General features: G+C 74.7%; 23 protein-coding genes, 1 tRNA gene and 1 pseudogene. 11 read left to right on the top strand and 14 right to left on the bottom strand.

Translation table 11 applies throughout. From position 1 onward, the window contains the following. Positions 1 to 6 precede the first annotated feature (6 nt). Both Sya03_RS17250 and Sya03_RS17245 read right to left on the bottom strand, forming a co-directional pair. Positions 7 to 1,227, bottom strand: coding sequence for an RNA polymerase sigma factor (locus Sya03_RS17250; RefSeq protein ID WP_203939563.1), 1,221 nt, complete (start codon positions 1,225 to 1,227; stop codon positions 7 to 9). Continuing rightward, entirely contained in the window at positions 1,224 to 1,622 is a 399-nt protein-coding gene (locus tag Sya03_RS17245) for a YciI family protein (RefSeq protein WP_203939338.1), read from the bottom strand. Before Sya03_RS17245 ends, Sya03_RS17250 begins: the two co-directional genes overlap by 4 nt. Before the next feature lie 136 nt (positions 1,623 to 1,758). Between Sya03_RS17245 and Sya03_RS17240 the strand changes: the two genes are divergently transcribed. Continuing rightward, positions 1,759 to 2,430 carry a PASTA domain-containing protein gene (locus Sya03_RS17240; protein WP_203939337.1) on the top strand — a complete coding sequence of 224 codons (672 nt, stop codon included), beginning with the start codon at positions 1,759 to 1,761 and terminating at the stop codon, positions 2,428 to 2,430. A gap of 183 nt (positions 2,431 to 2,613) precedes the next feature. Further along, positions 2,614 to 3,402 (top strand): DUF4142 domain-containing protein, encoded by a 789-nt coding sequence (locus Sya03_RS17235; RefSeq protein ID WP_203939336.1) that lies wholly within the window; start codon positions 2,614 to 2,616, stop codon positions 3,400 to 3,402. 60 nt (positions 3,403 to 3,462) lie between these two features. Here Sya03_RS17235 and Sya03_RS17230 read toward each other — a convergent pair whose 3' ends face one another. Continuing rightward, the gene (locus tag Sya03_RS17230) at positions 3,463 to 5,379 is read right to left on the bottom strand and encodes a serine hydrolase (protein ID WP_203939335.1); all 1,917 of its coding nucleotides are present in this window, start codon (positions 5,377 to 5,379) and stop codon (positions 3,463 to 3,465) included. Between the two features lie 397 nt (positions 5,380 to 5,776). Between Sya03_RS17230 and Sya03_RS17225 the strand changes: the two genes are divergently transcribed. Both Sya03_RS17225 and Sya03_RS17220 read left to right on the top strand, forming a co-directional pair. Continuing rightward, complete coding sequence (locus Sya03_RS17225) at positions 5,777 to 6,787, top strand: hypothetical protein (protein ID WP_203939334.1); 1,011 nt, start codon at positions 5,777 to 5,779, stop codon at positions 6,785 to 6,787. A gap of 74 nt (positions 6,788 to 6,861) precedes the next feature. Beyond that, entirely contained in the window at positions 6,862 to 7,494 is a 633-nt protein-coding gene (locus Sya03_RS17220) for a hypothetical protein (protein ID WP_203939333.1), read from the top strand. A gap of 250 nt (positions 7,495 to 7,744) precedes the next feature. Here the strand turns inward: Sya03_RS17220 and Sya03_RS17215 are convergent. Continuing rightward, a tRNA-Tyr gene (locus tag Sya03_RS17215) sits at positions 7,745 to 7,828 on the bottom strand. A gap of 137 nt (positions 7,829 to 7,965) precedes the next feature. Here Sya03_RS17215 and Sya03_RS17210 point away from each other — a divergent pair. The 5 genes from Sya03_RS17210 (at position 7,966) to chrA (ending at position 11,677) form a co-directional block, all read left to right on the top strand. Beyond that, positions 7,966 to 8,460: a YajQ family cyclic di-GMP-binding protein gene (locus tag Sya03_RS17210; protein ID WP_203939332.1), complete on the top strand. Its 495-nt coding sequence runs from the start codon at positions 7,966 to 7,968 to the stop codon at positions 8,458 to 8,460. 353 nt (positions 8,461 to 8,813) lie between these two features. Continuing rightward, positions 8,814 to 9,056: a hypothetical protein gene (locus Sya03_RS17205; protein WP_203939331.1), complete on the top strand. Its 243-nt coding sequence runs from the start codon at positions 8,814 to 8,816 to the stop codon at positions 9,054 to 9,056. Positions 9,057 to 9,193: 137 nt separating this feature from the next. Next, the gene (locus Sya03_RS17200) at positions 9,194 to 9,541 is read left to right on the top strand and encodes an ArsR/SmtB family transcription factor (RefSeq protein WP_203939330.1); all 348 of its coding nucleotides are present in this window, start codon (positions 9,194 to 9,196) and stop codon (positions 9,539 to 9,541) included. After that, on the top strand, positions 9,538 to 10,230 hold the full coding sequence (locus Sya03_RS17195; protein WP_203939329.1) for a cation efflux transmembrane domain-containing protein: 693 nt from the start codon (positions 9,538 to 9,540) through the stop codon (positions 10,228 to 10,230). The genes Sya03_RS17200 and Sya03_RS17195 overlap by 4 nt, the downstream gene beginning before the upstream one ends. A gap of 61 nt (positions 10,231 to 10,291) precedes the next feature. Next, entirely contained in the window at positions 10,292 to 11,677 is a 1,386-nt protein-coding gene (gene chrA, locus Sya03_RS17190; RefSeq protein WP_239107622.1) for a chromate efflux transporter, read from the top strand. Between the two features lie 55 nt (positions 11,678 to 11,732). On the opposite strand, the gene Sya03_RS17185 is transcribed toward chrA, so the two are convergent. Further along, complete coding sequence (locus Sya03_RS17185) at positions 11,733 to 12,986, bottom strand: carbohydrate-binding protein (protein WP_203939328.1); 1,254 nt, start codon at positions 12,984 to 12,986, stop codon at positions 11,733 to 11,735. Between the two features lie 319 nt (positions 12,987 to 13,305). Here Sya03_RS17185 and Sya03_RS17180 point away from each other — a divergent pair, with 319 nt between their 5' ends. Continuing rightward, positions 13,306 to 14,013, top strand: coding sequence for a GntR family transcriptional regulator (locus tag Sya03_RS17180; protein ID WP_203939327.1), 708 nt, complete (start codon positions 13,306 to 13,308; stop codon positions 14,011 to 14,013). Here Sya03_RS17180 and Sya03_RS17175 read toward each other — a convergent pair. Both Sya03_RS17175 and Sya03_RS17170 read right to left on the bottom strand, forming a co-directional pair. After that, positions 13,976 to 15,391, bottom strand: coding sequence for an FAD-dependent monooxygenase (locus Sya03_RS17175; RefSeq protein WP_203939326.1), 1,416 nt, complete (start codon positions 15,389 to 15,391; stop codon positions 13,976 to 13,978). The genes Sya03_RS17180 and Sya03_RS17175 overlap by 38 nt on opposite strands. Next, positions 15,388 to 15,870 (bottom strand): HAD domain-containing protein, encoded by a 483-nt coding sequence (locus tag Sya03_RS17170; protein WP_203939325.1) that lies wholly within the window; start codon positions 15,868 to 15,870, stop codon positions 15,388 to 15,390. Before Sya03_RS17170 ends, Sya03_RS17175 begins: the two co-directional genes overlap by 4 nt. Before the next feature lie 109 nt (positions 15,871 to 15,979). Here Sya03_RS17170 and Sya03_RS17165 point away from each other — a divergent pair, with 109 nt between their 5' ends. Continuing rightward, positions 15,980 to 17,281: an MFS transporter gene (locus Sya03_RS17165; RefSeq protein ID WP_239107620.1), complete on the top strand. Its 1,302-nt coding sequence runs from the start codon at positions 15,980 to 15,982 to the stop codon at positions 17,279 to 17,281. 219 nt (positions 17,282 to 17,500) lie between these two features. Here the strand turns inward: Sya03_RS17165 and htpX are convergent, their stop codons facing one another. From htpX to Sya03_RS17130, 7 genes and pseudogenes are all read right to left on the bottom strand, one after another. Beyond that, positions 17,501 to 18,385 carry a zinc metalloprotease HtpX gene (htpX, locus tag Sya03_RS17160; RefSeq protein WP_275411455.1) on the bottom strand — a complete coding sequence of 295 codons (885 nt, stop codon included), beginning with the start codon at positions 18,383 to 18,385 and terminating at the stop codon, positions 17,501 to 17,503. 103 nt (positions 18,386 to 18,488) lie between these two features. Then, positions 18,489 to 19,958, bottom strand: a complete 1,470-nt coding sequence (locus Sya03_RS17155; protein ID WP_203939323.1) for an NADH-quinone oxidoreductase subunit N — start codon at positions 19,956 to 19,958, stop codon at positions 18,489 to 18,491. Continuing rightward, positions 19,955 to 21,430: a complex I subunit 4 family protein gene (locus Sya03_RS17150; protein WP_203939322.1), complete on the bottom strand. Its 1,476-nt coding sequence runs from the start codon at positions 21,428 to 21,430 to the stop codon at positions 19,955 to 19,957. The genes Sya03_RS17155 and Sya03_RS17150 overlap by 4 nt, the downstream gene beginning before the upstream one ends. After that, positions 21,427 to 23,337 carry an NADH-quinone oxidoreductase subunit 5 family protein gene (locus Sya03_RS17145; RefSeq protein WP_203939321.1) on the bottom strand — a complete coding sequence of 637 codons (1,911 nt, stop codon included), beginning with the start codon at positions 23,335 to 23,337 and terminating at the stop codon, positions 21,427 to 21,429. The genes Sya03_RS17150 and Sya03_RS17145 overlap by 4 nt, the downstream gene beginning before the upstream one ends. Beyond that, positions 23,334 to 23,672, bottom strand: a complete 339-nt coding sequence (nuoK, locus tag Sya03_RS17140) for an NADH-quinone oxidoreductase subunit NuoK (RefSeq protein ID WP_203939561.1) — start codon at positions 23,670 to 23,672, stop codon at positions 23,334 to 23,336. The genes Sya03_RS17145 and nuoK overlap by 4 nt, the downstream gene beginning before the upstream one ends. Further along, entirely contained in the window at positions 23,672 to 24,193 is a 522-nt protein-coding gene (locus Sya03_RS17135) for an NADH-quinone oxidoreductase subunit J family protein (RefSeq protein ID WP_203939320.1), read from the bottom strand. Before Sya03_RS17135 ends, nuoK begins: the two co-directional genes overlap by 1 nt. 188 nt (positions 24,194 to 24,381) lie before the next feature. Then, positions 24,382 to 25,104: pseudogene (locus Sya03_RS17130) on the bottom strand (NuoI/complex I 23 kDa subunit family protein); the annotation flags it as partial. Positions 25,105 to 25,127 lie beyond the last annotated feature (23 nt).

Below are 25,127 nucleotides of genomic sequence, written 5' to 3'. Positions count from 1 at the left end.
CGGTGGCTACGGCTCCAGGCGGGCCGCGCGGGCGTGCAGGTAGCGCTGCTGCGGCGGGTTCGCCGAGCGCGCCGCCGCCGTCAGGTACGCCGCCCGCGCCGCCGCCGGGTCGCCCGCCTCCTCGAGCAGGTGCGCGCGAACGGCGTGCCACCGGTGGTCGTCCGCGATGCGGTCGTCGGCGGCCAGGGCGTCCAGCAGGGTCAGGCCGTGCGCCGGCCCGTGCACCATCGCGGCCGCGACCGCGTGGTTGAGCCGCACCACCGGGTTGTCGTCGATGCGCAGCAGCACCTCGTACAGAGCCAGGATCTGGACCCAGTCGGTGGCCGCGGCCGCGGGCGCCTCGTCGTGCACGGCGGCGATCGCGGCCTGGATCTGGTACGGCCCGACGTCGCCGCGCGGCAGGGCCGCGCTGACCAGCGCCACCCCCTCGGCGATCGCCGCCGCGTCCCACCGGCCGCGGTCCTGCTCGGCCATCGGGATCAGCGTGCCGTCGACGCCGGTACGGGCGGGCCGGCGCGCGTCCGTGAGCAGCATCAGCGCCAGCAGCCCCTGCACCTCGCCGTCGTGCGGCAGCAGCGCGTGCACCGTCCGGGTGAGCCGGATCGCCTCCGCCGTCAGCTCCACCCGGTGCAGCGACGGCCCGGACGTGGCCGCGTAGCCCTCGTTGAAGATCAGGTAAAGCACGCGCAGCACCGCGCCCAGCCGCTCGGCCCGCTCCGCCGGCGGCGGCATCCGGAACGGCACCCCGCTGTCGCGGATGGCCTGCTTGGCCCGGGTGATCCGGCGCGTCATCGTGCCCTCCGGCACCAGGAACGCCCGCGCGATCTCCGCCGTGCTCAGGCCGCCGACGGCGCGCAGCGTCAGCGCCACCTGCGACGCCGGCGACAACGCCGGGTGGCAGCACAGGAACAGCAGCACCAGCGTGTCGTCGCCCGGCGGGGCCGGCGGCTGCTCCGGCGCCGCCGCCCACGCCGCCGCCCACGCCGCCTCCCGCTGCCGCCGCGCCTGCTCGCTGCGCAGCAGGTCGGTGAGCCGGCGCGACGCGACCGTGATCAGCCACGCCCGCGGGTCGTCGGGCGGCTCCCGCCACCGCAGCGCCGCCGCCAGCAACGCCTCCTGCACCGCGTCCTCGGCCAGGTCGAAGTGGCCGAACCGCCGCACGACGGCGCCGAGCACCTGCGGCGCCAGGCGGCGCAGCAGGTCCTCGTCGGTGGCCCCGTGGCTCAGTGCAGGTCCTCGACGCCGTCGAGCACCGGCCGCACGTCGACGTACTCCCCCTCGGCGTCCGGGTTCACGAACCGCGCCGCGATCTCCGTCGCCCGGTCGAAGCCGGTGACGTCGACGATCGTGTAGCCGGCGAGGACCTCCTGCGACTCCGCGTACGGCCCGTCGGTCACCACCGGCAGCCCGCCCTTGAGCTGCACCCGTCGCGCGTGCACCGGCGCGGTCAGCCCGTTGGCGTCCACCAGCTCGCCGGACTCCACCAGCTCCTGGTGGATGCGCCCCATCAGCTCGTGCATCGCCGCGATCTGCTCGGGCGACATCGGCGGCTTCGGCGACGGCCGGCCCGACAGCATGTCGTAGTCCTGCTGCGACCCGTACAGCATGATCATGTACTTCATAGTCTGTCCCTCCCGCTCCGGCGCCGGCCGTGTCCGGCGCCGCTCACCGGGAACGTCGGCGCCGGCCGGCCCGTCCGGACATCCTCCCGCGCATTCTTCGGGGAACCCCCGGTTCGGCGGTAGCGTCCTACCCCTCATGCCGCGGTCCGCCCTGCTGCTCTGCGCCCTGCTCCTGGCCGGGTGCTCCGCCGCTCCCCTCCCGCCGTCCGTCGCCGCCCCGTCGTCCGCGCCCGTCGTGGTGCCCGACCTCGTCGGCCTCGACCCGGCCCTGGTCGACAAGACCGTCGCCGCGGCCGGGGTCGTCGCGATCCTCGACCACGTCGCCGACTCGCTGATCTCCCCCGGCACCGTCGTCGGCGTCGTCCCGCCCCCGGGCACGGCCGTGCCGCTGGGCAGCACCGTGACCGTCCAGATCGCCGGGGACCCGGGCGGGAGCCTCGAGGAGCTGGCCGCCGCCGACCGCGGCGACATCGTCGGGGTCACCGCCGACCCCGACGGGACGCTGGTGGTGGCGGCCGTCGTGGGCAGGCCGCTGTCGGCGGTGCGCCCGGCGCTCGAGGGGCGCGCGTACCGGGTGGTGCGGTGCGCCAACTCCTACGCGGTCCTCGGGCGGGTCGCCGCCGAGGTGAGCCGCCGCGCCGACCTGGTGTCGTCGTCCGCCGGGTTCAGCGTCGCGATCGACCCGGCCGCCTGCGCGGTGCGGGTCGGCGGGGACGTGCCGCGGGCGGTGGCCGAAGCGCTGCGGGCCCAGTACGGGGCCGACGTGGTGGTGGCGCCCGGCCCGGCCGCCCGGCGCGCCAGCTCCTGACCCGCCGCCGCGTCGCGTCCCCGGCCAACCGACGCAGCCGGACCCGCCGCACAGAATATTTTTGGCCGTTCCGGGCCCCGGGTTCATCCGGTCGGCCCTCCGGTGCGTATTTGCTCACACCACCACGTGTTCTCCGCGGGCCCGCCAGGGCGGCCGTGGGACACGCGACCTTCAGGAGGTCCCATGCGCGCCGTTCGTCGACTTCTCTGGGTGCGGCGCCTGTCCGGCGTCGTCGCCGCCTCGGCCGGGCTCGCCCTGCTCGCCCCCGACGCCGCCTGGGCCGAGCCCAACGTCCCGGTGCCACCGAGCGAGCTGATCACCGACCGGGCCGCCGGGGCCCTCACGGCCGCCGACAAGGACCTCGTCGTCAAGGTCCGGCTGGCCGGGCTGTGGGAGATCCCCGCCGGCGAGATGGCGCAGGAGAAGTCGAACGACGAGCGGATCCGGGAGATCGGCCGCGAGATCGCCGACCAGCACCGGCAACTCGACAAGTTCGCCCGCGACGCCGCGAAGAAGCTGAAGATCGCGCTGCCCGACGAGCCGAACGAGGACCAGCAGGGCTGGCTGGACGAGATGGAGGCGGCCGAGGGCGAGGAGTTCGACCAGATCTACATCGACCGGCTGCGGTCGGCGCACGGCAAGATCTTCCCCGCCATCGCGACCGTCCGCGCGAGCACCCGCAACGACACCGTGCGCAAGCTGGCCCAGCGGTCCAACCAGTTCGTCGCCACGCACCTGACGCTGCTGGAGGACAGCGGCATCGTCGACTTCAAGTCCCTGCCGACCGCGCCGCCGCCGAACGCCCCCACGGGCGCGCCGGCCCTGCCGGTGGCGAGCGTGACCACCCCGGGCGTCCTGTCGTCGACGAACCTGCCCGTGCTGCTCATCGTGCTGGTCGGCGGGCTGGCCGCGGGCGGGTTCGCGACCAGCCGGTTCCTGGCGAGCCGCCGAAGGACCGCGCGCCACTGGTGACATCGCGTCGCATGTGGACGGCGGCGGCCACCCGGACCGGGTGACCGCCGCCGTTCCTCGTCAGCTGGAGACGACCAGGGCGCCGATGTCCCGGGCCAGCTTCGGCATGTCGTGCCCGCCGGCCTCCCGGTTGCTCAGCACGGCCACGACCACGCCGTCGTCCGGGTAGATGTGCAGGAACGACTGGGTGCCCTCGTTCGAGCCGTCCTTCCACACCATCCGGCGGCCCGCGGCGTCGTCGTCCGCCCGCCAGCCCATGCGGTAGCCCCGTCCGCCGTTGCCCCACAGCTCGCGCAGCGACGCCTCCGTGAGGATGTCGCCCGAGCGGACCTTCTCCCCGAACGCCGCCAGGTCGCGCACCGACGACTCCATGCCGCCGCCGCACACCTTCTCGGTGCGGTCCGGCCGCTCGATCTCCTCGTTGTCGTCGTTGTAGATCTTCGACCGCCGGGCCTGCCTGTCGGTCAGCCGCTCCGCGTTCAGCGTGCCCAGGCCGAACGGCCGGTTCAACCGCTCCTCCAGCAACGTGTACGTGTCGTCACCGGTCGCCTCCTCCAGCGCCGCGCACAGGACCGTGTAGCCGTGGGTGCTGTAGTTGTACGTGCCCGGAACGCACACCAGCGCGTCGTCCCAGAAGTCCTCCGCCGAGTCGCGGGACGTCGCGTAGGGCTTGTCGTCGCCGAAGCCGCCGCCCTGCCGGTAGTGCTGCACGCAGCCCCGGCTGCGCGCCAGCTGGCCGATCGTGTGCGTGTGGTGTTTCGGGATGTCGGTGATGTGGGCCGACGTGCGGTCGGCGAGCGCGACCTCGCCCTGCTCGACGAGCCGCATGGTCAGCACACCGGCCACCGCCTTGCTCACCGAGGCGATGCCGAGCACGTGGTCGGCGTCGAGCCACGTCTCGCCGTCGGCGTCGACGTCGGCGTTGCCGAAGCCGCGCAGGTAGCTGAACCGACCGTCCTCCATCACGGCGACGCTGATGCCCGGCACGTCCGTGGCCTCCAGCTCGGCCTTCACCAGCTTGTCGACCTTGCCGCGCAGCGGCCACTGCGGCCGGGCGCTGTTCTGCCGCCAGATCCCCGCGTACCGGGTGCCGGCCGCGGTCTCGTACCGCTCGTACGAGACGGGCCGGAAGCCCTCGTCGGAGGACCGGTTGATCCAGTTCCAGAAGTCCCTCTTCGTCAGGTCGCGCTGCACCCGCCACCTGCGGCCGTCGGTGTTCTCCACCCAGATGCCGGAGTACCGCTGCCCGGCCGACGTGCGCACCGAGTCGAACGCGAACAGCCGGTGGTCGGACTCCAGCTCGTCCGCCTTGCGCTGGAAGTCGGCCTCGCTCAGGCCACGCCACTCCGCCCAGCGCACACCCGTCGGGTTCCGCACCCAGACGCCCGCGTACCGGACGCCCTCGTCCGTGGCGTACTGCTGGATCGCCACCGGCATCCGACCGGCGGCCCGCTGCTGCTCGAACCAGCTCTCCCACTCGGCGTCGGTCAGGTCGTGGCGCACCGCGGAGGCGAGATTCTCCTTGTTCTCGATCCAGATGGCCGCGTACCGGCGCTTGCCGTCGACCTCGTACACCTCGATGTCGACCTGCCGCAGCCCGGCCTCCCGTGCGTCGGCCTGCCGCTGCTCGTACGCCGCCTCGGTCATGTCGGTGCGCAACCACCACGTCCGGCCGTCGGTGTTGCGCTGGAACGTCGCCCCGCCCCGCCAGCCACCGACGGTGTCGACCTCGACGTCGACGGGCAGGAGCCCGCGCTCCTTGTAGTCGGCCAGCTCGGTCTCGAACTCCGCCGGCGTCTCGTCCCGCATCTGCCCGGACGTCACCGAGACCGGATCGAAGACGTCCAGCGGCAACCCGGGATGGGCGGCGGCGGGCCCGCCGGCGGACCCGATCACTGTTCCGAGCGTGCTGGTCAGCACGACGGCGAGGCACGCGCCGAGCGCCCGCCTCCGTCCGCCGCGAGAGTGGTGCGTCATCGGACTCCTTCAGGTCTCCCGAACCGGCATGTACGGGGTCGCCGGTCGGTTCTCGTGCGGGGCCTCGCGGGCCGTGCCGAGGGCAGCGGCCCCGTCGGGTGCTGCCGGCCTTGCCGGCCGTCCCCGTCAGGGATCGCCGACGTCGGTGACGGTAGGGGACGCTTCGGGGTTGTCCTAATGGGAGGGTGGTGAGCGCGCACCATTGGGCGAGTGGTTCGCGCCAACGGGCGGCGGTTGGGTGCCACGTTTGTCCAGGCGCTGTTTCCGGCGGGGCGTCACCCCTCACCTGGTGGCTCGACGCCTTCGCCAGGCTCCAGAAACTGGACGACGTCGTCCCCGGGTTCGCACTACGGTCGGCGGTGATCCGGATCGGCCTGACTCGACACGCGGGGTTCACATGACGGTCTTCGGCTGCCGGACCTGCGGAGCCGCTCTGACGGTTCCGTTGTCCCGGGTGGCGCTCCCCGTCCACACGCATCAGAAGTACGGCAACGGCCCAGGGTCGCTCGACCCGCTTCTGGAGCACGGGACGTTCGCGGTGGATCCCCTGCCGTCCGGTGCGCCGTGGCGCCTATGGCCCGAGCCGAGGCCCGACATCTCGGCAGGAACGGTCGGCCGCGTGCTGCTCGCTCCGGGGGACGTCCGCGGGGCGGCCCTCGACCCGGCGCTGGCCGATGACGTCGCATGCTGCGGCCTGAACGGCGACGAACCGAACATGGTCTGCACCACCTGCGGCACACCGGTCGCCACCCGGATCGACGACTGCGGCCTGTGGCAGGCGGTGTGGCTCGACCCGCTGTCCACCCACGTGATCGAAGACGGTCCCGGCCCGCATCCGGTGCTCGGCTGGACGGAGTTGCTCGACCAGCGGTCGGGCGTTCCGCCGTCACTCCCGGACGGCAGCTGGCACCCGATCTGGCCGGCCGCCGTCGCCGCCGCACTGGCGCACCTCCTGGCGGCCTCGGGCGGCGACCCGATCCTCATCCCGGACCACCGGGTCGCCGACGTCTTCCGCCACACCCTCGACAGTCTCGCCGTCCCGGCAGGCAGGCGGCCGGCGCGCTCCCTCGTCCTGGCCGGGCCGGGCCTTGCGGCCCCCGCCGACGACCTCGCCCTCGTCCCGGAACACCCGCAGACCGGCGAACAGTGGCCGGTGGCCCAGCCGGTGACGCCGATCCCGCTGGCCTGGGACGCGTGGCGACACCTCGCCACCCGACGCGACGCGAAGCCGGTCGGGCGGTCGGTCACGACCGCGCCCGAGGCGCTGCCGGCGCTGCTCCCCGGCCAACGACTCCGGCCGGACGGTGTCATCTTCTTCAGGGTTCTGGCCCGGCTACCCGAGGTCAGGCAGCCGTGGCTGCGTGCCATCTACGACCGCGGCCACCCCTTCCACTACACCTTCTTCTGACCGGGCGACACATCGACGGCACCAAAGAGGCGGAAGCCAGCACCTGAGCATCCCGCCGGCGAGAAGATCTGTTGGTGACGGCACTTTTGCGGCCAGGCCTGTGGGCAACCGCGGCGGTGCTCATGCTCGCCGCGTGCGACGCCAGTTCCCCGAATCCGGCACCTACCGGCTCGACGCCTTCTGCTGACCCGCCGGGCATCACGGTGTCCGCGCAACCGTCACCGACGTGCCCGGACGAGGAGATCACCTTCGGCACGGAACGGCGGCATCATGTCGTCACCCACGTCGCGTCGGCGCAAGTTCTTGCCCGTAACGGTGGGGTGCTCGACGCACCGTTGCGGTCGGTGCGCCCGTACGCCGCAGAGGTGTCCGCCGACGGGGCGGTGCCTGAGTTCCGGGTGTATCGGGACTTCGCCGCCCGACGCGATCCTTCGGAACCCGCTGTGCCGCCCCTGGGCGAGGTCTTCACACCGCCCGAGGACACCACAACGATGCAGGGGCCCGGCCGGATCGTGCACTACGCCGGGGTGCAGGCGCTCGAGGCACCGTTCTCGTACCGCTGTGGCTCCGTGACCGCGCACGGGGTCGTTCGGTCGTGGGCGATACCGGTGTCCGGGGTGCTGGACTGCACCACGCCACGCCGGTACCAGGGGAACAGGATGGCCGAAGAGGCTGCACGGATCGGGTGTGACGTGCGGGCTGACTGACCGCCTTGGTTTGTCGATCTGGAGCAGGTCCGCTCCGCGATGCGCGGGTCAACCGCAGGCGGGATGTTGGGCGCAGACGCCATCTCGGGGTTGCTACTCACCATTCCCCTGAACGCGGGAGACGCCTTTGGCGCCTGCTCGAGAGAACGGGCGGCGTGCCCGTTCATGCGGCGGGCATCGGTGCAGGGCAGCCGGAAACAGCGAAGGCCCCTGTCCAACGTTCCCGCTGGTCAAGGGCCCTGCCTCACCCTGGTGGCGGGTAGAGGATTCGAACCTCTGTAGCTTTCGCGACGGATTTACAGTCCGCTCCCATTGGCCGCTCGGGCAACCCGCCAGGGCACCGCACCGCGATCGCTCGCGGCAGCGGAAGCCAGGATAGCCGTACGCCAGGCCACTTCCGCAACCGGGTACCGTCGGCATGTCGAGGGGTCGTGGTGGCCCCGTTTGTCTCATCCGTCCGGGAGCGCGATCATGCCAGCCCAGCCCAGCTTCGACGTCGTCAGCAAGGTGGATCGGCAGGAGGTGGACAACGCGCTCCGGCAGGCCGAGAAGGAGCTGGGGACGCGGTTCGACTTCCGGGGGACCGGGGCGACCATCGCGTGGGCCGGCGAGGAGGCGGTGAGCCTGTCCGCGGAGACCGAGGAGCGGGTGCTGGCCGCGCTGGACGTGTTCAAGGAGAAGCTGGTCAAGCGGAACATCTCGCTGAAGTCGCTGGACGCCGGGGAGGCCCGGGCGTCGGGCAAGGTTTACAAGATCGACTGCAAGGTCGTGCAGGGGATCGACACCGACAAGGCGAAGCAGATCAGCAAGGCCATCCGCGACGAGGGGCCGAAGGGTGTGCAGGCGCAGATCCAGGGCGACCAGCTGCGGGTGACCGCCAAGAAGAAGGACGACCTGCAGGCCGTCATCACGCTGCTCAAGCAGGGGGACTTCGGGATCGCCCTGCAGTTCACCAACTACCGCTGAGGGCGAACAGCCGGTCCTGATCGTGGGACCGGCTACGGCTCTTGAGCTGGGACAATTGGTCAACATGTCGTCGAAACGCCGTGCCGCCGTCGGCCTGGTTGCCGTCCTTGTCGGCGCGTCCGTGACGTGCTCGGACGGCGAGGGAGCACGTCCGCCCGCCGCGGCCCGGCACCGGCCTTCCGGCTACCGGGGCAAGCGTGACGCCGCCGCTGCCCGCAAGCTCGGCGCCTGCGCCACGGGTGCTACTGACCGCACCAGCTGTCAGCCGAGGCGAGCTGGCCCGGGTGGTGTTCTCTCACAGCGACGGTGCGCCTGGCCGGGAGACGACCCTTCGACGAACGGCGCGTGCTCGCGTGGAGTACCAGATCCGGGGTGCCTGCACGTCGAGCCGCCCGGACCGTGTCGTGGAGTTCGACATCCGGACCGCGAAGGCGGGCGGCGCCGACAGTTCGATCGCCAGTGGCGAGATCCCGTGCGACGGCCGGGAAGTCGTGAACGGTCTTTCGACACTGCCTTTGTCGGTGCCGGTCACCGTCAGCATCACCGGCCTCAGCGACGTGACCTACGGCTACGCCATCGTTGCGCCGCAAGCCTGACTCGGTCACACGGACGACGCGGCCTCACGGCCCGGCGACGGCCCAGAAGTCCTAGGCCCTGCGCGGTCGGGAGAGGACCCGGTCGCAGAGATGGCCGGAGTCAAGTGGTCATTCCTTGGGGGCGCTATCATCGCCGCGTGGCGATTGATGGTGGTCCGGGGTTGAGTCCTGCCGTGGCGCTGTTCCGGTCACTCGGGGAGCCGGCCCGGCTGGCGATCCTCCAGCGGCTGGCGGCCGGGGAGGCGCGGGTGGTGGACCTGACCGGTGAGCTGGGGCTGGCGCAGTCGACGGTGTCGAAGCATCTTGCCTGCCTGCGGGACTGCGGACTGGTCGGCTACCGGGCCGAGGGGCGGCAGTCGTTCTACGCGCTGGCGCGGCCCGAGCTGCTCGACCTGCTGCGGTCGGCGGAGCGGGTGCTGGCCGCGACCGGGGACGCCGTCGCCCTGTGCCCCGTCTACGGGGATGCCGCGGCGGTGGGGTCGTGAGCATATTGACGCCCGGGCGGCGGGCCGTGTTGTCGCGGCGCAGTCTGTGGCTGGCGTACGCGACCGCCGGGTACAACCTGGTCGAAGGGGTGGTCGCCCTCGCGGCGGGGGCCGCGGCGTCGTCGAGTGCGCTGGTCGGGTTCGGGCTGGACTCGTTCGTGGAGGTGTCCAGTGCGGGGGTGCTGATCTGGCAGTTCCGCTCCCCCGTGCCGGAGGCCCGGGAGCGGTTGGCGTTGCGGCTCATCGGCCTGTCGTTCTTCGCGCTGGCCGCGTGGGTGACGGTCGACGCGGGGCGCTCGCTGCTCGCCGGGGGTGACGCCGGGGCCAGCCCGGTCGGCATCGGGCTCGCCGTCGCGTCGCTGATCGTCATGCCCCTGTTGGTACGCGCCAAGCGGCGCACCGGGCGGGAGCTGGGGTCGGCCACCGTCATGGCGGACTCCACGCAGACCATGTTGTGCACGTACCTGTCCGCCGTGCTGCTGGCCGGGCTCGTGCTCAACGCGCTGTGGGGGTGGTCGTGGGCGGACCCGGTCGCCGCGCTGGTCATCGCGGGCGTGGCGGTCAAGGAGGGGCTCGCGGCCTGGCGCGGGGAGCACTGCGACGACTGCGCGCCCGCGGGGGCGCCGGCGGGCGCCGGGTGCGCCGACGGCTGCTGCGCCGGCCCGGAGGCGCCGGCGGCGGAGGCGTAGAGCGGCGGGGCAGCGGGGGCGCGCGGGGCGGGGCCGCGCGGGCTACGGCATGATCCGGGGCGTGGACGACCGCGGGGAGCTGGGCATGACGACGACCGGGCAGGCGGACGTGGTGCCGCTGCGGCAGGCGGTGCGGGCCTGGTTCGCCATCTCGTTGCAGACGTTCGGCGGGCCGGCCGGGCAGATCGCCGTCATGCAGCGGCACCTCGTCGACGAGCGGCGGTGGATCGGGCAGAGCCGGTTCCTGCACGCGCTCAACTACTGCATGCTGCTGCCCGGGCCGGAGGCGCAGCAGCTCGCCATCTACGTCGGCTGGCTGCTCAACGGGCTGCGCGGCGGGCTGATCGCCGGGACGCTGTTCGTGCTGCCCGGGCTGGTGTCGCTGCTGGCGCTGTCCGCCGTGTACGTGGGCTACGGCGACACCACCGTCGTCACCGCCGTGTTCGCCGGGCTGGCGCCCGCCGTGGTCGCCATCGTCGCGCAGGCCGTGTGGCGGGTCGGCCGGCGGGCGCTGGTCAGCCCGGTGCTGGTGGCGTTCGCGGTGGGGGCGTTCGTGGCGCTCGCCGCGTTCGCCGTGCCGTTCCCCGTGGTGATCGCCGCGGCCGCGCTGGCCGGGTGGGCGGTGCACCGGTGGCGGCCCGCGCCGGCCGGCGGGCACGAGGCCCGCGACGACGGGCCGGCGCCGCTGATCTCCGACGACGCGCTGCACCACGAGCGGCCGTCCGCGCGGCGGGCCGCCACGATCCTCACCGTCGGGCTGGTCGCCTGGTTCGCGCCGGTCGCCCTGGTCGCCGCCACCACCGGCGTCGGCAGCGTGTACACCCAGCAGGGGTTGTTCTTCTCCGGCACGGCCGTCGTGACGTTCGGCGGGGCGTACGCCGTGCTCGCCTTCGTGGCGCAGCGGGCCGTCGAGGACTACGGGTGGCTCAGCGCCGGCGACATGGTGCGGGGGCTGGCGCTCGCCGAGACGACGCCCGGGCCGCTCATCATGGTGGTGCAGTTCGTGGCGTTCCTCGGGGCGTTCCACAACCCCGGCCCGCTCGACCCGTGGGTCGCCGGCGTCGTCGCGTCGCTGCTGACCACCTGGGTGACGTTCGTGCCGTGCTTCCTGTTCATCCTGCTCGGCGCCCCGTACGTGGAGCGGCTGCGCGGCAACCGCGCCCTGTCGGCCGCCCTCACCGGCATCACCGCGGCCGTCGTCGGCGTCATCGCGAACCTGGGGCTGTACTTCGCGGTGCACACCCTGTTCGGGACCAGCCGGGCCGTGACGGCCGGGCCGCTGCGGCTGGAGCTGCCGGACGTCACCACGGTGCGGCCGGTGCCGGTCGCCATCGCCGTCGTCGCCCTGGTGCTGATCTTCCCGCTGCGCTGGCCGGTGCTGCGGGTGCTCGGCGTGTGCGCCGCGCTCGGGCTCGTCGCCGCGCTGGCCGGGCTGCCGGTCACTTGACGCGGGACGGCCCGCCGCCCCCGAGGACGCGGGGCGGCGGGCCGGGCTCAGCGGGTCAGATCGGCAGCCAGAGCGCCAGGACGTTCGCCGGCTCCCAGCCGGGCAGCGACGTGTGGGCCTGGCGGCACTGGTAGCGCGCGCCGTTGTAGGTGACGACCTGGCCGGTCGTGTACCCCACGTACGCGGCCCACGCCTGGCCGGTCGCCGGCGGCGGGGTGGTCGTGGTCGGCGGCTGCGTCGGCGGGCGCGTGGTCGGCGGGGCCGTCGTCGGGGCCGTCGTCGGCGGCTGTGTCGGCTGCGTCGGCGGGGTGGTCGGCGGGGTGGTCGGCGGGCGCGTCGTGGGGGCCGTCGTCACCGGCGGGGTCGTGCCCGGGGTGCAGGCGTTGTCCGCGGTCACGTTGTCGGTGTGGGTGGTGCCCGACGAGCGGTACGCGGCGACGCGGGACGCGGCCTGGGCCGGCGTCAGCGCCTCCTTCTTGACGTGCAGGACGTAGTCGATCGACTCCTGCCACGTGCTGGTGGCGCCCGGGGTGCGGCCGGTCAGGTCGATGAACCACTGGTTGAAGTCGATCGACATGTTCTGGCGCGGGTACACCTTGCCGCTGTGCGTGCCGACGAGCTGGCCGTCGATGTAGTACTTGATCTCGCCGTTCGCGACGGTCGCCATGACGTCACGCCAGCCCGCGATCGAGCGGGTCTGCTGCGAGTGCTGGTTGTCCGCCACCCACGGGTCCGCCTGGTACGTGTACCAGGACGTCTGGAAGTTCGTGGCCGACGAGGTGCCCCAGCCGCCGTTCGGCAGGTACTCCGAGAAGTCCAGCTCGCTGTAGATCGGGTCGAACGCGTAGCGCAGCGGGCTGATCGTGTAGAACGTCTGGTTCACGATGTCGCCGTCGGGGCCGCTGACCGGCGCGTCCGCGAACTTGATGCGGGCCATGTACGTGCCCTCGAAGAAGCGGCGGCTCGACTGGCTGAACTCCGCGTGCGTGGTGCCGCCGGCGGTGCCGTTCGTGGTGGAACGCAGCTGCACGACCTTCTGGCCGTCGACCGTCGGGAACGACACGTTGTCGCGCGACCAGGTGGCGCCGGGCACGCCGGGGCCGCCGGCCTGGCCGCGGATCGACCAGCCGCGCTGGCCGAGGGCGGGGTCACCGTTCGACGAGTAGTTGAAGTCGTCGAACAGCGTGCCGCAGGCGACGGCGGCGCTGGACGGGAGCGCGGCCGAGATGCCGAAGGCGGTGAGGGCGGCGGCTGACGCGACGACCACGCCACCGAGGGCGGTCTTGCGGGCCTTGGGGGAAAGCCCCATGAGGGCGGTCTCCTTCGCGTGAGGGCGGTGCGGCGCTCGCGGGCCACCGTCCATGTTGACCAGTGGTCCGCTTATCAGTGATACAGGTAAATTCCTCCACGCCACTGGTCTGCGTCAAGGTCCGCCCGTACCCCCAATGTTTTGGTGGTCCTTATTTCTTCCCTGTCGTCACGGGGAGGCCATCGGCCCTGCACGGAACGTACACACCAGGTTCCGGACTCGACAGGGACGAGCCGCGTGACGAGACTGGAGGAGCGGCATGGACCACTGGTCAGTTTTTCGCCGCTCGAAGTTGACCACTACGGGGAGGCGGGGCGGCGTGCGGCGAGCCGAGGTGCGCGACCGGCTGCGGGAACTCATCGACGCCCGTGAGCCCGGCGACGCCATGCCGTCCGAGCGCACCCTCAGCGAGGACTTCGGCGTCTCCCGGCCCACCGTGCGCGCCGCCATCGACGAGCTCACCCGCGACGGCCTGCTCATCCGCCAGCACGGCCGCGGCACCTTCACCAACCCGCGCAAGATCTCCCAGCAGCTCGCCGAGACGTCCGGCGGGTTCGCCGTCCCGCCCGCCGAGGGCGACTGGGTCAGCCAGGTGCTCGAGTGCCGCATCGAACCGGCCGGGGCGCGCATCGGCCAGCGCCTCCAGGTCTCCCCCGCCGACGGCGTGCTGTACGTGTCCCGGCTGCGCATCGTCGACGGCGCCCCCATGGCCATCGAACGCATCCGCATCCCCGCCGCCGCCGTCCCCGGCATCACGCCCGCCGAGTTCGAGTCCGGCAGCCTCTACCGCCGGCTGCGCGAGCGCTACGGCATCGAGGCCACCGACGCCGTGCAGACCACCGAGCCGACCGTCACCGACGCCACCGAGGCGCACCTGCTCGGCGTGCCCCTGCACTCCCCCGCCCTGCTGTTCGAGCGCACCACCCGCGACGGCGCCGGCCGCGTCCTCGAATACACCCGGTCGATCTACCGCGGCGACCGCTACCGCATCACGACCCACCTGAAGCTGGGCCCGCAGTCCGGCTAAACCGGCCGTGCACCACCCGGTCCGGGCGCACCACCGTCACCGTGCCCCGGCGGCCGCGCAGCTCCCCCGCGTCGTCCACCACCGTCCGGCAGCCCGGCGCCGCCGCGCCCACCGCCAGCCGCACCGCTCCCGGGAAACCCGCCGCCACCGGCGCCGGGTCGCACCCGTGGCCGATCACCGCCCACCGGTAGCCCACCACCTCGTCCAGGCGCTGCAGCGCGCCGCCGTCCACCCGTACCACCGGGTTGGGAAACAGCCGGACCCGCACGGCGCGGGAGCCGCCGACACGGCCCAGCACCGGGCCCAGCGCGCGCAGCACCGCCCGCTGCGCCCACGACACCGCCGGCCGGCGCGTCTGCACCACCCGGCCGACCCGCAACGCCAGCGCCGTCGTCCGCGCGACGTCCGGGCGGCGCTCCCGCTCGTAACCGTCCAGGTCCGCGCCCTGCGCCAGCCGCCACGCCAGCGCCACCGCGTCCCGCAGCCCCATGCCCAGGCCCGCCCCCGCGAACGGCGGCATCGCGTGCGCCGCGTCCCCCGCCAGCACCACCCGGCCGGACCGCCACGGCCGCGCCAGCCGCGCATGGAACGTGAACACCGCCGACCGCCGCACCGTCAGCGCCGACGGCTCCACCCACGGCGCCACCAGCGCCGGCACGATCGCCTCCGGGTCGTCGCCCGGCAGCAGCATCCACTCCCACCGCCACCGCCCCGGCCGCGACATCGCCACCGCCGGGCGCGCCGGATCCAGCACGAACGCCACCTCCGGCACCCCGTCCGCGGCCCCCGTCACCCCCGGCCCCGGCCGGTCCGTCGCCGCGTCCACCACCAGCCACGGCTGCGCGAACGAACTGCCCTCGAACGCGATCCCCGCCGCCGCCCGCGTCGCCGACCCCACCCCGTCGCAGCCCACCAGCCACCGCGCCGTGAGCGCCCGGCCGTCCGCCAGCCCCACCACGACCGCGTCCGCCCGCTGCTCCACGGCCCGCACCGCGCCGGTCACCGCCGACACCGACGGCATCGCGGCCAGCGCCGCCCGCAACCCCGCCTCCAGCTGCGGCTGATCGATCAGCGCCACCTGCGGATGGCCGTACGCCCGCGCGGTCGGCCGCATCAGTACCAACGGCCGCCGGTCCGGGCCGAGCGCCCCGTTGCGGCCCACCGGGGTTGCCCACGACGCCTGCGGCGCCATCCCGGGTACGAGGCTCAGCGCCCGCAACCCCTCCGCGTCGAGGACCGCCGCCCGCGGCTTCGGGTACGGCACGCCGTCCGGCTCGACGACGACGGTCCGGACGCCCTGCGCCCCCAGCAACCCGGCGAGCAGCCCACCGACGGGGCCGAGCCCGGCCACGACGACGTCGGCGTCCAGCTCCGTCACGACCGCCCCGCCAGCCATGCGGCGATCACGCCGTAGTCCGGCACGGTCAGGCCGGTGCGCGGGTCGACGCGGTGCAGGAGCGCCCGGCCGGGGTGGTGCGAGGCGACCCAGGCCCGGTCGGCGGCCGTGATCTCGTCGTCGGCCCAGACGAAATCGCGCCCGCCGGCCCACGCCACGAGCGTCCTCGTCTTCCAGTGGACGGGGCCCGGTTCGTCCTCGTCCGGCCAGTCCGCGACCACCGGCAGCGCGGGTAGCCCCAGCAGTGGGGCGATCACCTCGTTGGCGTCGGTGTGCCAGGTGGTCGCCCAGACCAGCTCGCAGGGCAGCGCCGCGAGCCGGGCGCCGTGGGCGGGGTCGAGGCGGGCGAGCAGGGGGTTGCCGGGTGGCGCGGGGCGGTGCAGGCGGGGCGTGCCGCCGAAGGGCAGCAGCGGGCCGTCGACGTCCAGGAAGAGCACCGGGCGGGCGGCGGGGCCGGGCATGGCGGCAGCCTAGCGGCAGGGCCGTGCGGTGGAGGGCCGGCGGCGGGGGCGGTTAGGGTCGGTAGGGCTCCCACTCGTTACCAGTCGACTGTTCCGGAGGTAGTTCCTCGTGTCCGTGCTGCGGCCGTACCGGCGGGTCTGGGGGTTGCCCGGCGGGCCCGTGCTGCTGGTCGTCGGGGTGGTGGCGCGGCTCGGCATCGGGATGACGCCGCTGGCGTTGCTGCTGCTCGTCAAGGACGCCACCGGCAGTTACGCGGCGGCCGGGGCGGCCGGCGGGGCGTACGCGATCGCCGGGGCCGTCATCAGCCCGGCCGGCGGGCGGCTCGCCGACCGGCTCGGGGCGGCGCCCGTGCTCGTCGGGACGGCGCTCGTGCACCCCGTCGCGCTGCTCGCCATCGTGCCCGCCGCCCAGGGCGGGCGGGGCGCGCTGCTCGCCGCCGCCGCGGCCGCCGGGGCGACGTACCCGCCGCTCACCGCGGCGCTGCGGCGGGCCTGGAACCGGCTCACCGAGCCCGGCACGCCCACCGCCGGGCTGCGGCCGGCCGCCATGGCGGCGGAGACGGCGCTGTTCGAGCTGGTGTTCGTGTGCGGGCCGATGATCGTCGCGCTGCTGCTCGCCGTGGCCGGCGGGCCCGCGGCGGCGCTCGTGGCGTCGGCGGCGGTGACGCTCGGCGGGACGCTGTGGGTCGCCCGTACCCCCGTCATGCGCAGCGTGACCCACCGCGAGCCCGGCCGGCACACCCGCGGCCTCGGGCCGCTCGTCACGCCCGGGTTCGCGCCGCTGCTGCTGTGCGTCGCCGGGCTCGGCGCGGCCTTCGGGACCGCCGGCATCGTGGTGCCCGCGTACGCCGCCGAGCACGGCGGCGGCGACAGCCTCGCCGGGATCCTGCTCGGCGTGTGGGCCGTGGGCAGCGCCGTCGCCGGGGTCGCGTACGGGCTGCGGCCGCCCGCCGCGGCCCTGAGCCGGCAGTTCCCGCTGGGGCTGGCGGCGGTGGCGGGCAGCTTCGGGGTGCTGGCGTTCATGCCGAACCCGCTGCTGCTCGGCGTCGCCCTCGTCATCGGCGGCGCCACCATCGCGCCGACGCTGACCGTCGGCAACAGCCTCATCGGGCGGATCGCGCCGCCGTCGATGCTGAACGAGGCGTTCACGTGGAGCGTCACCGTGTCCATCGCGGCCAGCGCGGCCGGCGGGGCCGTCGCCGGGCTGATCGTGGACCGGCCGGGCGGGGCGCCGTGGGGGTTCGCGATGGCCGCGGGCGGGCTGCTGCTGGCCGCCGCGGTGGCGGCGAGCCCGTGGATCTCCCGGGCGGACGCCGCTGCGGTGCGGTCGGAGACGGCGGCGGCGGACGCGGCGGCGCAGTCGCCGGCGGCCCGGCCGGCGGGCCCCCCGGCGGCGGCCCCACCGGCCTGAGCCCCGGCCCCGCCTGGGCCCGGCGCGAGACCCGGCCCGGCGTGAGGGCTCAGCCCGGCGTGAGGGCTCAGCCCGGCGTGAGGGCTCAGCCCGGCGTGAGGGCCCGGCCCGGCGTGAGGGCCCGGCCCGGTCGCGGGTGCGGTCAGGCAGACGGCGGCGGCCCCGCACGTCGTCGTGCGGGGCCGCCGTCGCTGTGGGTGCGGGTCGGCCGCACGCCGGTCACCGGACGAACTGGACCGGGCCGCGCGGGCCCGTCGCCGCCAGCTTTTCCAGGCGGGCGACGCGGTCCTCCATGCGCGGGTGCGTCGAGAAGAGGGACGCGAGGCCGCCGCCGCGGAACGGGTTGGCGATCATCAGGTGGGCGGCGCTGGTCAGCTGGCCCTCGGCCGGCAGGGGCAGCCGCGACGCGCCAAGGTGGATCTTGCGCAGGGCGCTCGCCAGGGCCAGCGGGTCGCCCGTGAGGGCCGCGCCGGAGGCGTCCGCCTGGAACTCGCGGTTGCGGCTGATCGCCAGCTGGATGATCGACGCGGCCAGCGGGCCGAGGATCAGCATGAGCAGCAGGGCCGCCGGGTTCGGGCTGTCCTCGTCGTCGCCGCCGAGCGGCAGGAACAGCGCCAGCTGGGCGACCATCGTCACGATGCCGGCCAGGGCGCCCGCGACGCTGGAGATGAGGATGTCGCGGTTGTAGACGTGGGACAGCTCGTGGCCGATGACGCCGCGCAGCTCGCGCTCGTCGAGCAGCTGGGTGATGCCGGTGGTGACGGCGACCGCCGCGTGCTGCGGGTCGCGGCCCGTGGCGAACGCGTTGGGCTGCAGGGTGGGGCTCACGTAGAGGCGGGGCATCGGCTGGCCTGCCTCGGCGGACAGCTCCCGGACCATGCGGTACAGCGCGGGGAACTGCGCCTCGCTGACTGGCTGCGCCCGCATCGCGCGCAGGGCCAGCCTGTCCGAGAAGAAGTAGCTGACGCCGTTCATGACCAGCGACACGACGACGGCGAGCACGAGGCCGCCGCTGCCGCCGAGCCAGTAACCGACCGCCAGGATCATGCCGGTGAGCAGACCCAGCAGGGCGGCCGTCTTGAGACCGTTGTGGTGGCTGTGCACGTTGACTCCTTCGCACTGCGGGCCTGGTGGGCCCGCATTCCACTCAACAACGCCACCCTGCGGGTTCATCCGGCGGGCGCTGTGAGATGGCTGGGAAGGGCGCCTACCGCCAGGGGTTCACGGCGTCGAAGACCAGCTGGGGTACGAAGCCGGCGACGACCGCGACGGCGGTGACGACGACGAGCGCGGCGACCACGACCCGCGGCACGGCGGGAAGGCCGGAGGCGGCGTCGGACGGCGCGGCCACGGCGGTCTCCGGGGTGTCCGCGGTTTCCGGGGTCGCGTACAGCAGGGCGATGACCCGGACGTAGTACGCCAGCGCGACCACCGCGTTCGCCGCCACGATGACGGCGACCCACACCAGGTCCTCGTCGACGAGGTGCTGGACGACGGTGACCTTCGCGAACAGGCCGGCCAGGCCCGGCGGCAGGCCCGCCAGGCCGGTGAGGGCCAGCACCAGTGCCGCCCCGATCCACGGGTGGCGGCGGGCGGCGCCCCGGTACGCGGACAGCGGGCCGCCGGAGGCGCCGGCCGGGCGCAGGGCCACCACGGCCGCGAACGCGACGATCTCCAGCAGGACGAAGAACGTGGCGTAGCCCAGCATGGACGCCTGCCACGGCGCCACGATGACGAAGCCGGCCTGGGCGATGGACGACCAGGCGAGCAGGCGCACCATGCGGTCCTGGCGCAGCGCGACGAGGTTGCCGACGGTCATCGTGGCGATGCCGAGGGCCAGCAGCGTCCAGCGGGCCTCGGGCAGGCGCAGGGCGACGGCGACCAGGGCGGCGACGCCGCCGAGCTTGGACGCCGTGGACAAGTAAGCGGCGACGGGCAGCGGGGCGCCGTCGTAGGTGGCGGGGGCCCAGGCGTGCAGCGGGACGGCGGCGACCTTGAACGCGAGGCCCGCGGCGAGCAGCACCGCGCCGACGGTGAGCAGTTCCGGCACGAGCGGCGGGGCGGCGAGGGCGCGCAGGAAGACGGTGCCGGTGGCGGCGTACAGCAGGGCGGCGCCGAGCAGGGCGATCGCCGTGGACACGATGCTCACCAGCAGGAACGTGACGGCGGAGCGGGCGCCGGCGGGTGAGCCGGGGCGGCGCAGGCCGACGAGGATGTACAGCGGCAGGGTCAGCGTCTCCAGGCCGACGATGAGGGTGACGAGGTCGCCGGCGTAGGCGGTGACGACGCCGCCGGTCATGGCGCAGGTGAGCAGGAAGCAGAACTCGCCGGCCGGGGCGTCGCCGCGGCGCAGCATCGGGGCGGACAGCGCCAGCACCGCCACGGTGAGGATCGCGAACAGCACCGCGACCAGCGCGGCGGTGGGCCGCGACTCCCACGAGCAGTCGGTACCCGGGGCGCCGTTGCAGAAGGTGGCGCGCACGCGGGTGTCCGCGTCGGCCAGGGCGGGCGACACCGCGACCACGGCGACCGCCGCGGCGGCGACCGACACGGCGCCCGCCACCGCGGCGCTCAGCACCAGCCGGGGCAGGAACAGGTCGGCGACGAGCACCAGCACCGCCGTGAGCGCGGCCAGGTAGCCGGGCAGCAGCGCCACGTGGTCGATGGTCTGGCTCATCGGGCGGCTCCCGTCAGCGCGTCGACGGCACCGGACGCCATGTCGACCACGAGGCCCGGCGCGAGGCCGAGCACGAGCGCGAGCAGCACCAGCGGCGCCCACGCCACCCATTCGGCGCGCGTGATCCCGGCCAGCGGCGGGGTCGCCGCGGGGCCGTGCGTGACCAGGCGCAGCAGCCGCAGGAAGTACGCGGCGGTCAGGGCGGCGCCGACGGCGGCGAGCACGCCGAGCGTCGTCCACAGCGGACCGCCCACCTGCACGGCGGCGACGACGGCGAACGCCTCGCCCCAGAACCCGGCCAGGCCGGGCAGACCGAGCGACGCGACCGCGGCGAAGCCGAGCAGGCCGGCCAGCCGGGGCGCGGTCTCCCGCAGGCCGCCCAGCTCGGCCAGCTCGCCGGTGTGCGCGCGGTCCTTGATCGCCCCGGCGAGGAAGAACAGCAGGCCGGTGATGACGCCGTGCGCGACGTTGCCGATGAGGGCCGCCTCGATGCCGGCGGCGGTGCCGGTGGCGATGCCCAGCAGCACGAAGCCCATGTGGCCGACGCTGGAGTAGGCGATGAGCCGCTTCAGCTCGGTCTGCGCCAGGCACACCAGGGAGCCGACGATGATCGCGGCGACCGCCAGCACCCCCAGCACGGGGGCGAGCCGCTCGGCGCCGTCCGGGGCGGTGCCCAGGCCCACCCGGATCAGCCCGTACGTGCCCATCTTCAGCAGCACGCCGGCCAGCATCACGCTGCCCACCGTGGGGGCCTGGGTGTGCGCGTCGGGCAGCCAGGTGTGCAGCGGCCACAGCGGGCTCTTCACGGCGAACGCCAGCGCGAACAGCGCGAACACCAGCACGCCGCCGTCGAAGTTGGCGCTGGTGAGCTGCAGGGTGCCCGCCCCGCTGCCCGCCGCCAGCACGCCGAGCAGCAGCAGCACCGACCCGGCCAGCGTGTACAGGACGAACTTGCGGGCCGCCCGGCGCCGCCGCGCGCCGCCCCAGACGGCGATCACCGCGTACATGGGCAGCAGGGTGATCTCGAAGAAGACGAAGAACAGCAGCAGGTCGAGGGCGAGGAAGACGCCCAGGACGCCGGTCTGGAGGGCGAGCAGCAGCGCGACCAGCTTGCGGCCCGCGCCCGGTTCGGGCACGTGCTTCAGGGTGTACGCGCAGCACAGCAGCGTCAGCAGCGCGGTGAGCACGACCAGCGGGTACGACACCCCGTCGACGCCCAGGTGGAACCGCAGGTCCAGGTCGGGCACCCACGGCACGTCGACCGAGTGCCACGGCCGGACGTCGTAGCCCTCGACGCCGTAGCCGGACCACGCCCCGCCCGGCCGGTAGAGCGCGGCCGCCGCGACGAGGGTGACGGCGGCGACGGCGACGCCGAGCAGCCGGGCGGCCCGGTCGAGCCGGGCGGGCAGCAGGCCGACCGCGGCGGCCCCGGCGGCGGGCACGGCGAGCACCGCGATCAGCAGCGCGTTCACGCCACACCTCCCACGACGGCGGCGACGACGGCGACGAGCAGGGCGCCGGCCAGGGCGGCGGCGACGGCGCGCGGTACGGCCGCCGCGTGCGCCCGGCCGAGCAGCACGCCCAGCCGGGTGGCGCCCGCCCCGGTGGCCTCGACGGCGCCGTCGACGACCCGCTCGTCGGCGCGGCGGGCGAACCGGGCCAGGGCGTGGGCGGGGCGCACGACCAGCAGGTCCTGGGCGTCGTCGATGCGGAACGCGCCGGCGAACAGCGGGCGCAGCCGGCCCAGCGCGGCGGCCGGGTCGGCGGCGGGCGCGGCGCGCCACCGCCACCACGCCGCGGCCGCGCCCAGCGCGAGCAGCCCGAGCGCGAGGACGCCGTTGACGTCGAGGTGCGCCTCGACCAGGCCCAGCTCGGCGGTGAACGCCGGCACGAACGCGAGCAGCCCCACCACGGCCGCCGCGATGGTCAGCAGGCCGACCGGCCAGCGCATCAGGGCGGGCGGGTCGTGCGGCTCGCCGTGGGCCGCCGGCTCGTGCGGCGGCGCGGCGCCCGGGAAGGGCGGCGGCGCGTACGGCTCGCCGGTGCGCCGGGCGCCGAAGAACGTGCGCAGCAGCAGGCGGGTCGCGTACCACGCGGTGATCGCCACCCCCAGCAGCGCCGCCAGCCAGACGACCAGGCCGGCCCAGGCGGGCCCGGGCCCGTGGCCGTCGCGGGCGGCGGCGGCCGCGACCAGGACCGTGTCCTTGCTCCAGAAGCCCGCCAGCGGCGGCAGCCCGGCCAGCGCGCCGAGGCCTACCACCATCGCCGTGAACGTGGCCGGCATCGCGGTGCGCAGCCCGCCCATCGCCGACATCAGGTTCGTGCCGACGGCGTGGATCACCGCGCCCGCGGCGAGGAACAGCAGCGCCTTGAACGCGGCGTGGGTGAGCAGGTGGAACAGCGCCGCCGACGTCGAGCCGGCCGCCAGCGCCGCCGTCATGTAGCCGATCTGGGAGACCGTCGACCAGGCCAGCACGCGCTTGATGTCGTCCTGCGCGGTCGCGGCCAGCGCGCCCAGCAGGATCGTCACCGCCGCCACGACCGCCAGCACCGCCAGGGTGGCCGGCGACTCCGCGAACAGCGGGTGCAGGCGGGCCACCACGTACACGCCCGCGGCGACCATCGTGGCCGCGTGGATCAGCGCCGACACCGGGGTCGGGCCGGCCATCGCGTCGGGCAGCCAGGTGTGCAGCGGGAACTGGGCGCTCTTGCCCGCCACCCCGCACAGCAGCAGCAGCAGGCCGGTGGTCAGCAGCACCGGGCCGTGGTCGGCGGCGAGCACCTCGCCGACGCGGAAGCTGCCCGCCGACACCCCCAGCACCGCGATGCCGAGCAGGAAGCCGACGTCGCCGGCCCGGGTCACCAGGAACGCCTTCACCGCCGAGCCGGGCGCCTCCGGCAGCCGCCGGTCGTGGCCGATCAGCAGGTACGAGCAGAGGCCCATGACCTCCCAGCCGACCAGCAGCAGGATCAGGTCGTCCGCGAACACCACGATCAGCATGGCGGCGGTGAACAGGCTGACCTGGGCGGCGTACGGGGCGTACCGGTCGTCGTCGTGCAGGTACGCCACCGAGTACACCTGCACGGCCAGCGCCACCACCGTCACGGCGAGGGCCACGTACGCGGCCGTCAGCGAGGGCCGCAGCGCGATGTCGACGGTCAGGCCGCCGAACTGGGCCCACCGCCACGCCAGCGCGCCCGGCCGGTCGCTCGGCAGCGCGTTCGGCAGCAGCGCCAGCGCCGCCGCCAGCGCCACGGCCGCGCCGCCGACGCCGAGCAGCGCCGCGGGCCGCCGGGCGCCCTGCGGCAGCAGCAGGCCGAGCAGGCCCGCCACCAGGGGTACGACGATCAGCAGCGGCGTCGAGACGTCGGGGCTCACCGGGCGCCCTCCGGCTCGGCGTCCAGGTCCAGGTCGTCCACGACCACGGTGTCCCGCAGCCGGTACAGCTGGAGGATCACCGCCAGGCCCACGCCCACCTCCGCCGCGGCGATCACCACCACGAACAGGGCGAACACCCCGCCGGTGTGGGTCAGCCCGGCGTCGCGGACCGCCGCGCGCACGGTGGTGTCCGCGGTGACCAGCACGATGTTGACGGCGTTCAGCATCAGCTCGACCGCCATCAGCACCAGCACCGCGTTGCGGCGGCGCAGCACCCCGTAGACGCCCAGGCCGAACAGCAGCGCGGCCACCACGAACGGCACGACCGGGCGGATCACCGGGCCCGCTCCTTCGCGTCCTTCGCGCCGATGTCCGGGCGGGACACCACGATCGCGCCGATCAGCGCGGCCAGCAGCAGCACGGACACCACCTCGAACGGCAGCACCCACGACCCGAAGATCCGGTCGCCCATCAGCCCGGCCGTGCCCGGCTCGGCCACCTCGACCGCCCGCCACCCGTACGCGGACACGAACAGCGCCGCCAGCCCCAGCCCCGACCCGGCGCCCACGAGCGCGGCGGGCCACGCGGCCCGGTCCAGGTCGTCGGCCGGGCCGATCGGCGCGCGGGTCAGCATCACCGCGAACAGCAGCAGGATCACCACCGCGCCCACGTAGATCAGCACCTGCACCCAGGCGACCAGCTCGGCGCCCAGCACGAGATACAGCCCGGCGATCGCGCCCAGGCACACCACCAGGTGCAGGCCCGCCCGGACCAGGTGCCGGGTGGTGACCACGAGCGCGCCCGCGCCCACCGCCACCGCCCCCAGCGCGAGCAGCAGCACGTCGGCTCCGCTCATGCGCCGCGCTCCGGCCCGGCGTCGGGGTCCCGGGGCTCCCGGGCCTCCGGGGACTCGGGCTTCGGGGCCTCGGGCTCGGCGCTCGCGGGCGGGGCCGCGGGCGGCTGCTCGGCGGGCGTCGCGCCGTGGGCGGCCTCGACGGGCGTGCCCGCGGCGGCAGCCGCCGGGCCGGTGGCGGGCGGGGTCGCGGCGGCGGGGCCGGCGGCGGCCGGCGGGGGCTGGGACGTCGGGGCCTGCGCCGGGTGGGGAGGGGCAGCGGCCGGCGGCGCCTCCGCGGCCTGGGCCCCGGCGGGCGTCGCCGGGCGAGCCGGGGACGTGGCGGGGCGGCGTACTCCTGCGCTCTTCGCGGGGGTGGCCGCCCCCGGGCCCGCCGCCTTCTTCGCGGCCGCGGTCTCCTCCTTGGCCGGCTCGCCCATCGGGTCGTGCGCGGGCGGCGGCGGGACGGTCTGCATCCACTCGCCGAGGCGGGGCTTCTCGTGCAGCAGGTCGCGCAGGTCCAGCTCGGAGTACTCGAACTCGGGCGTCCAGTAGAGGGCGTCGAACGGGCACACCTCGATGCAGATGCCGCAGTACATGCACAGCGAGAAGTCGATGGCGAACCGGTCGAGGACGTTGCGCTGGCGGGGGCGCGCCGCCCCCGGGACGACCACGTCCTCCTTGTGCGAGTCGATGTAGATGCACCAGTCGGGGCACTCGCGGGCGCACAGCATGCACGACGTGCAGTTCTGCTCCGACAGGGCGATGACGCCGCGGGACCGGGGCGGCAGGTCGGGTTCGACGTCGGGGTACTGCTGCGTGGTGGAGCGGCGGGTCATCGTCTTCAACGTGACCGCCAGCCCCTTGGCCAGCCCTTCTCCCGGAACGTTCACGCGGCATATCCTGCCCCGTCGCGCGTCCGCGCGCGAGGACACCCCCGGACCTGCTTGACGTTGAC

Source organism: Spirilliplanes yamanashiensis (assembly GCF_016863475.1).
GTDB classification, from domain to species: Bacteria; Actinomycetota; Actinomycetes; order Mycobacteriales; family Micromonosporaceae; genus Spirilliplanes; species Spirilliplanes yamanashiensis.
This window is presented reverse-complemented; position numbering and strand designations above follow the sequence as displayed.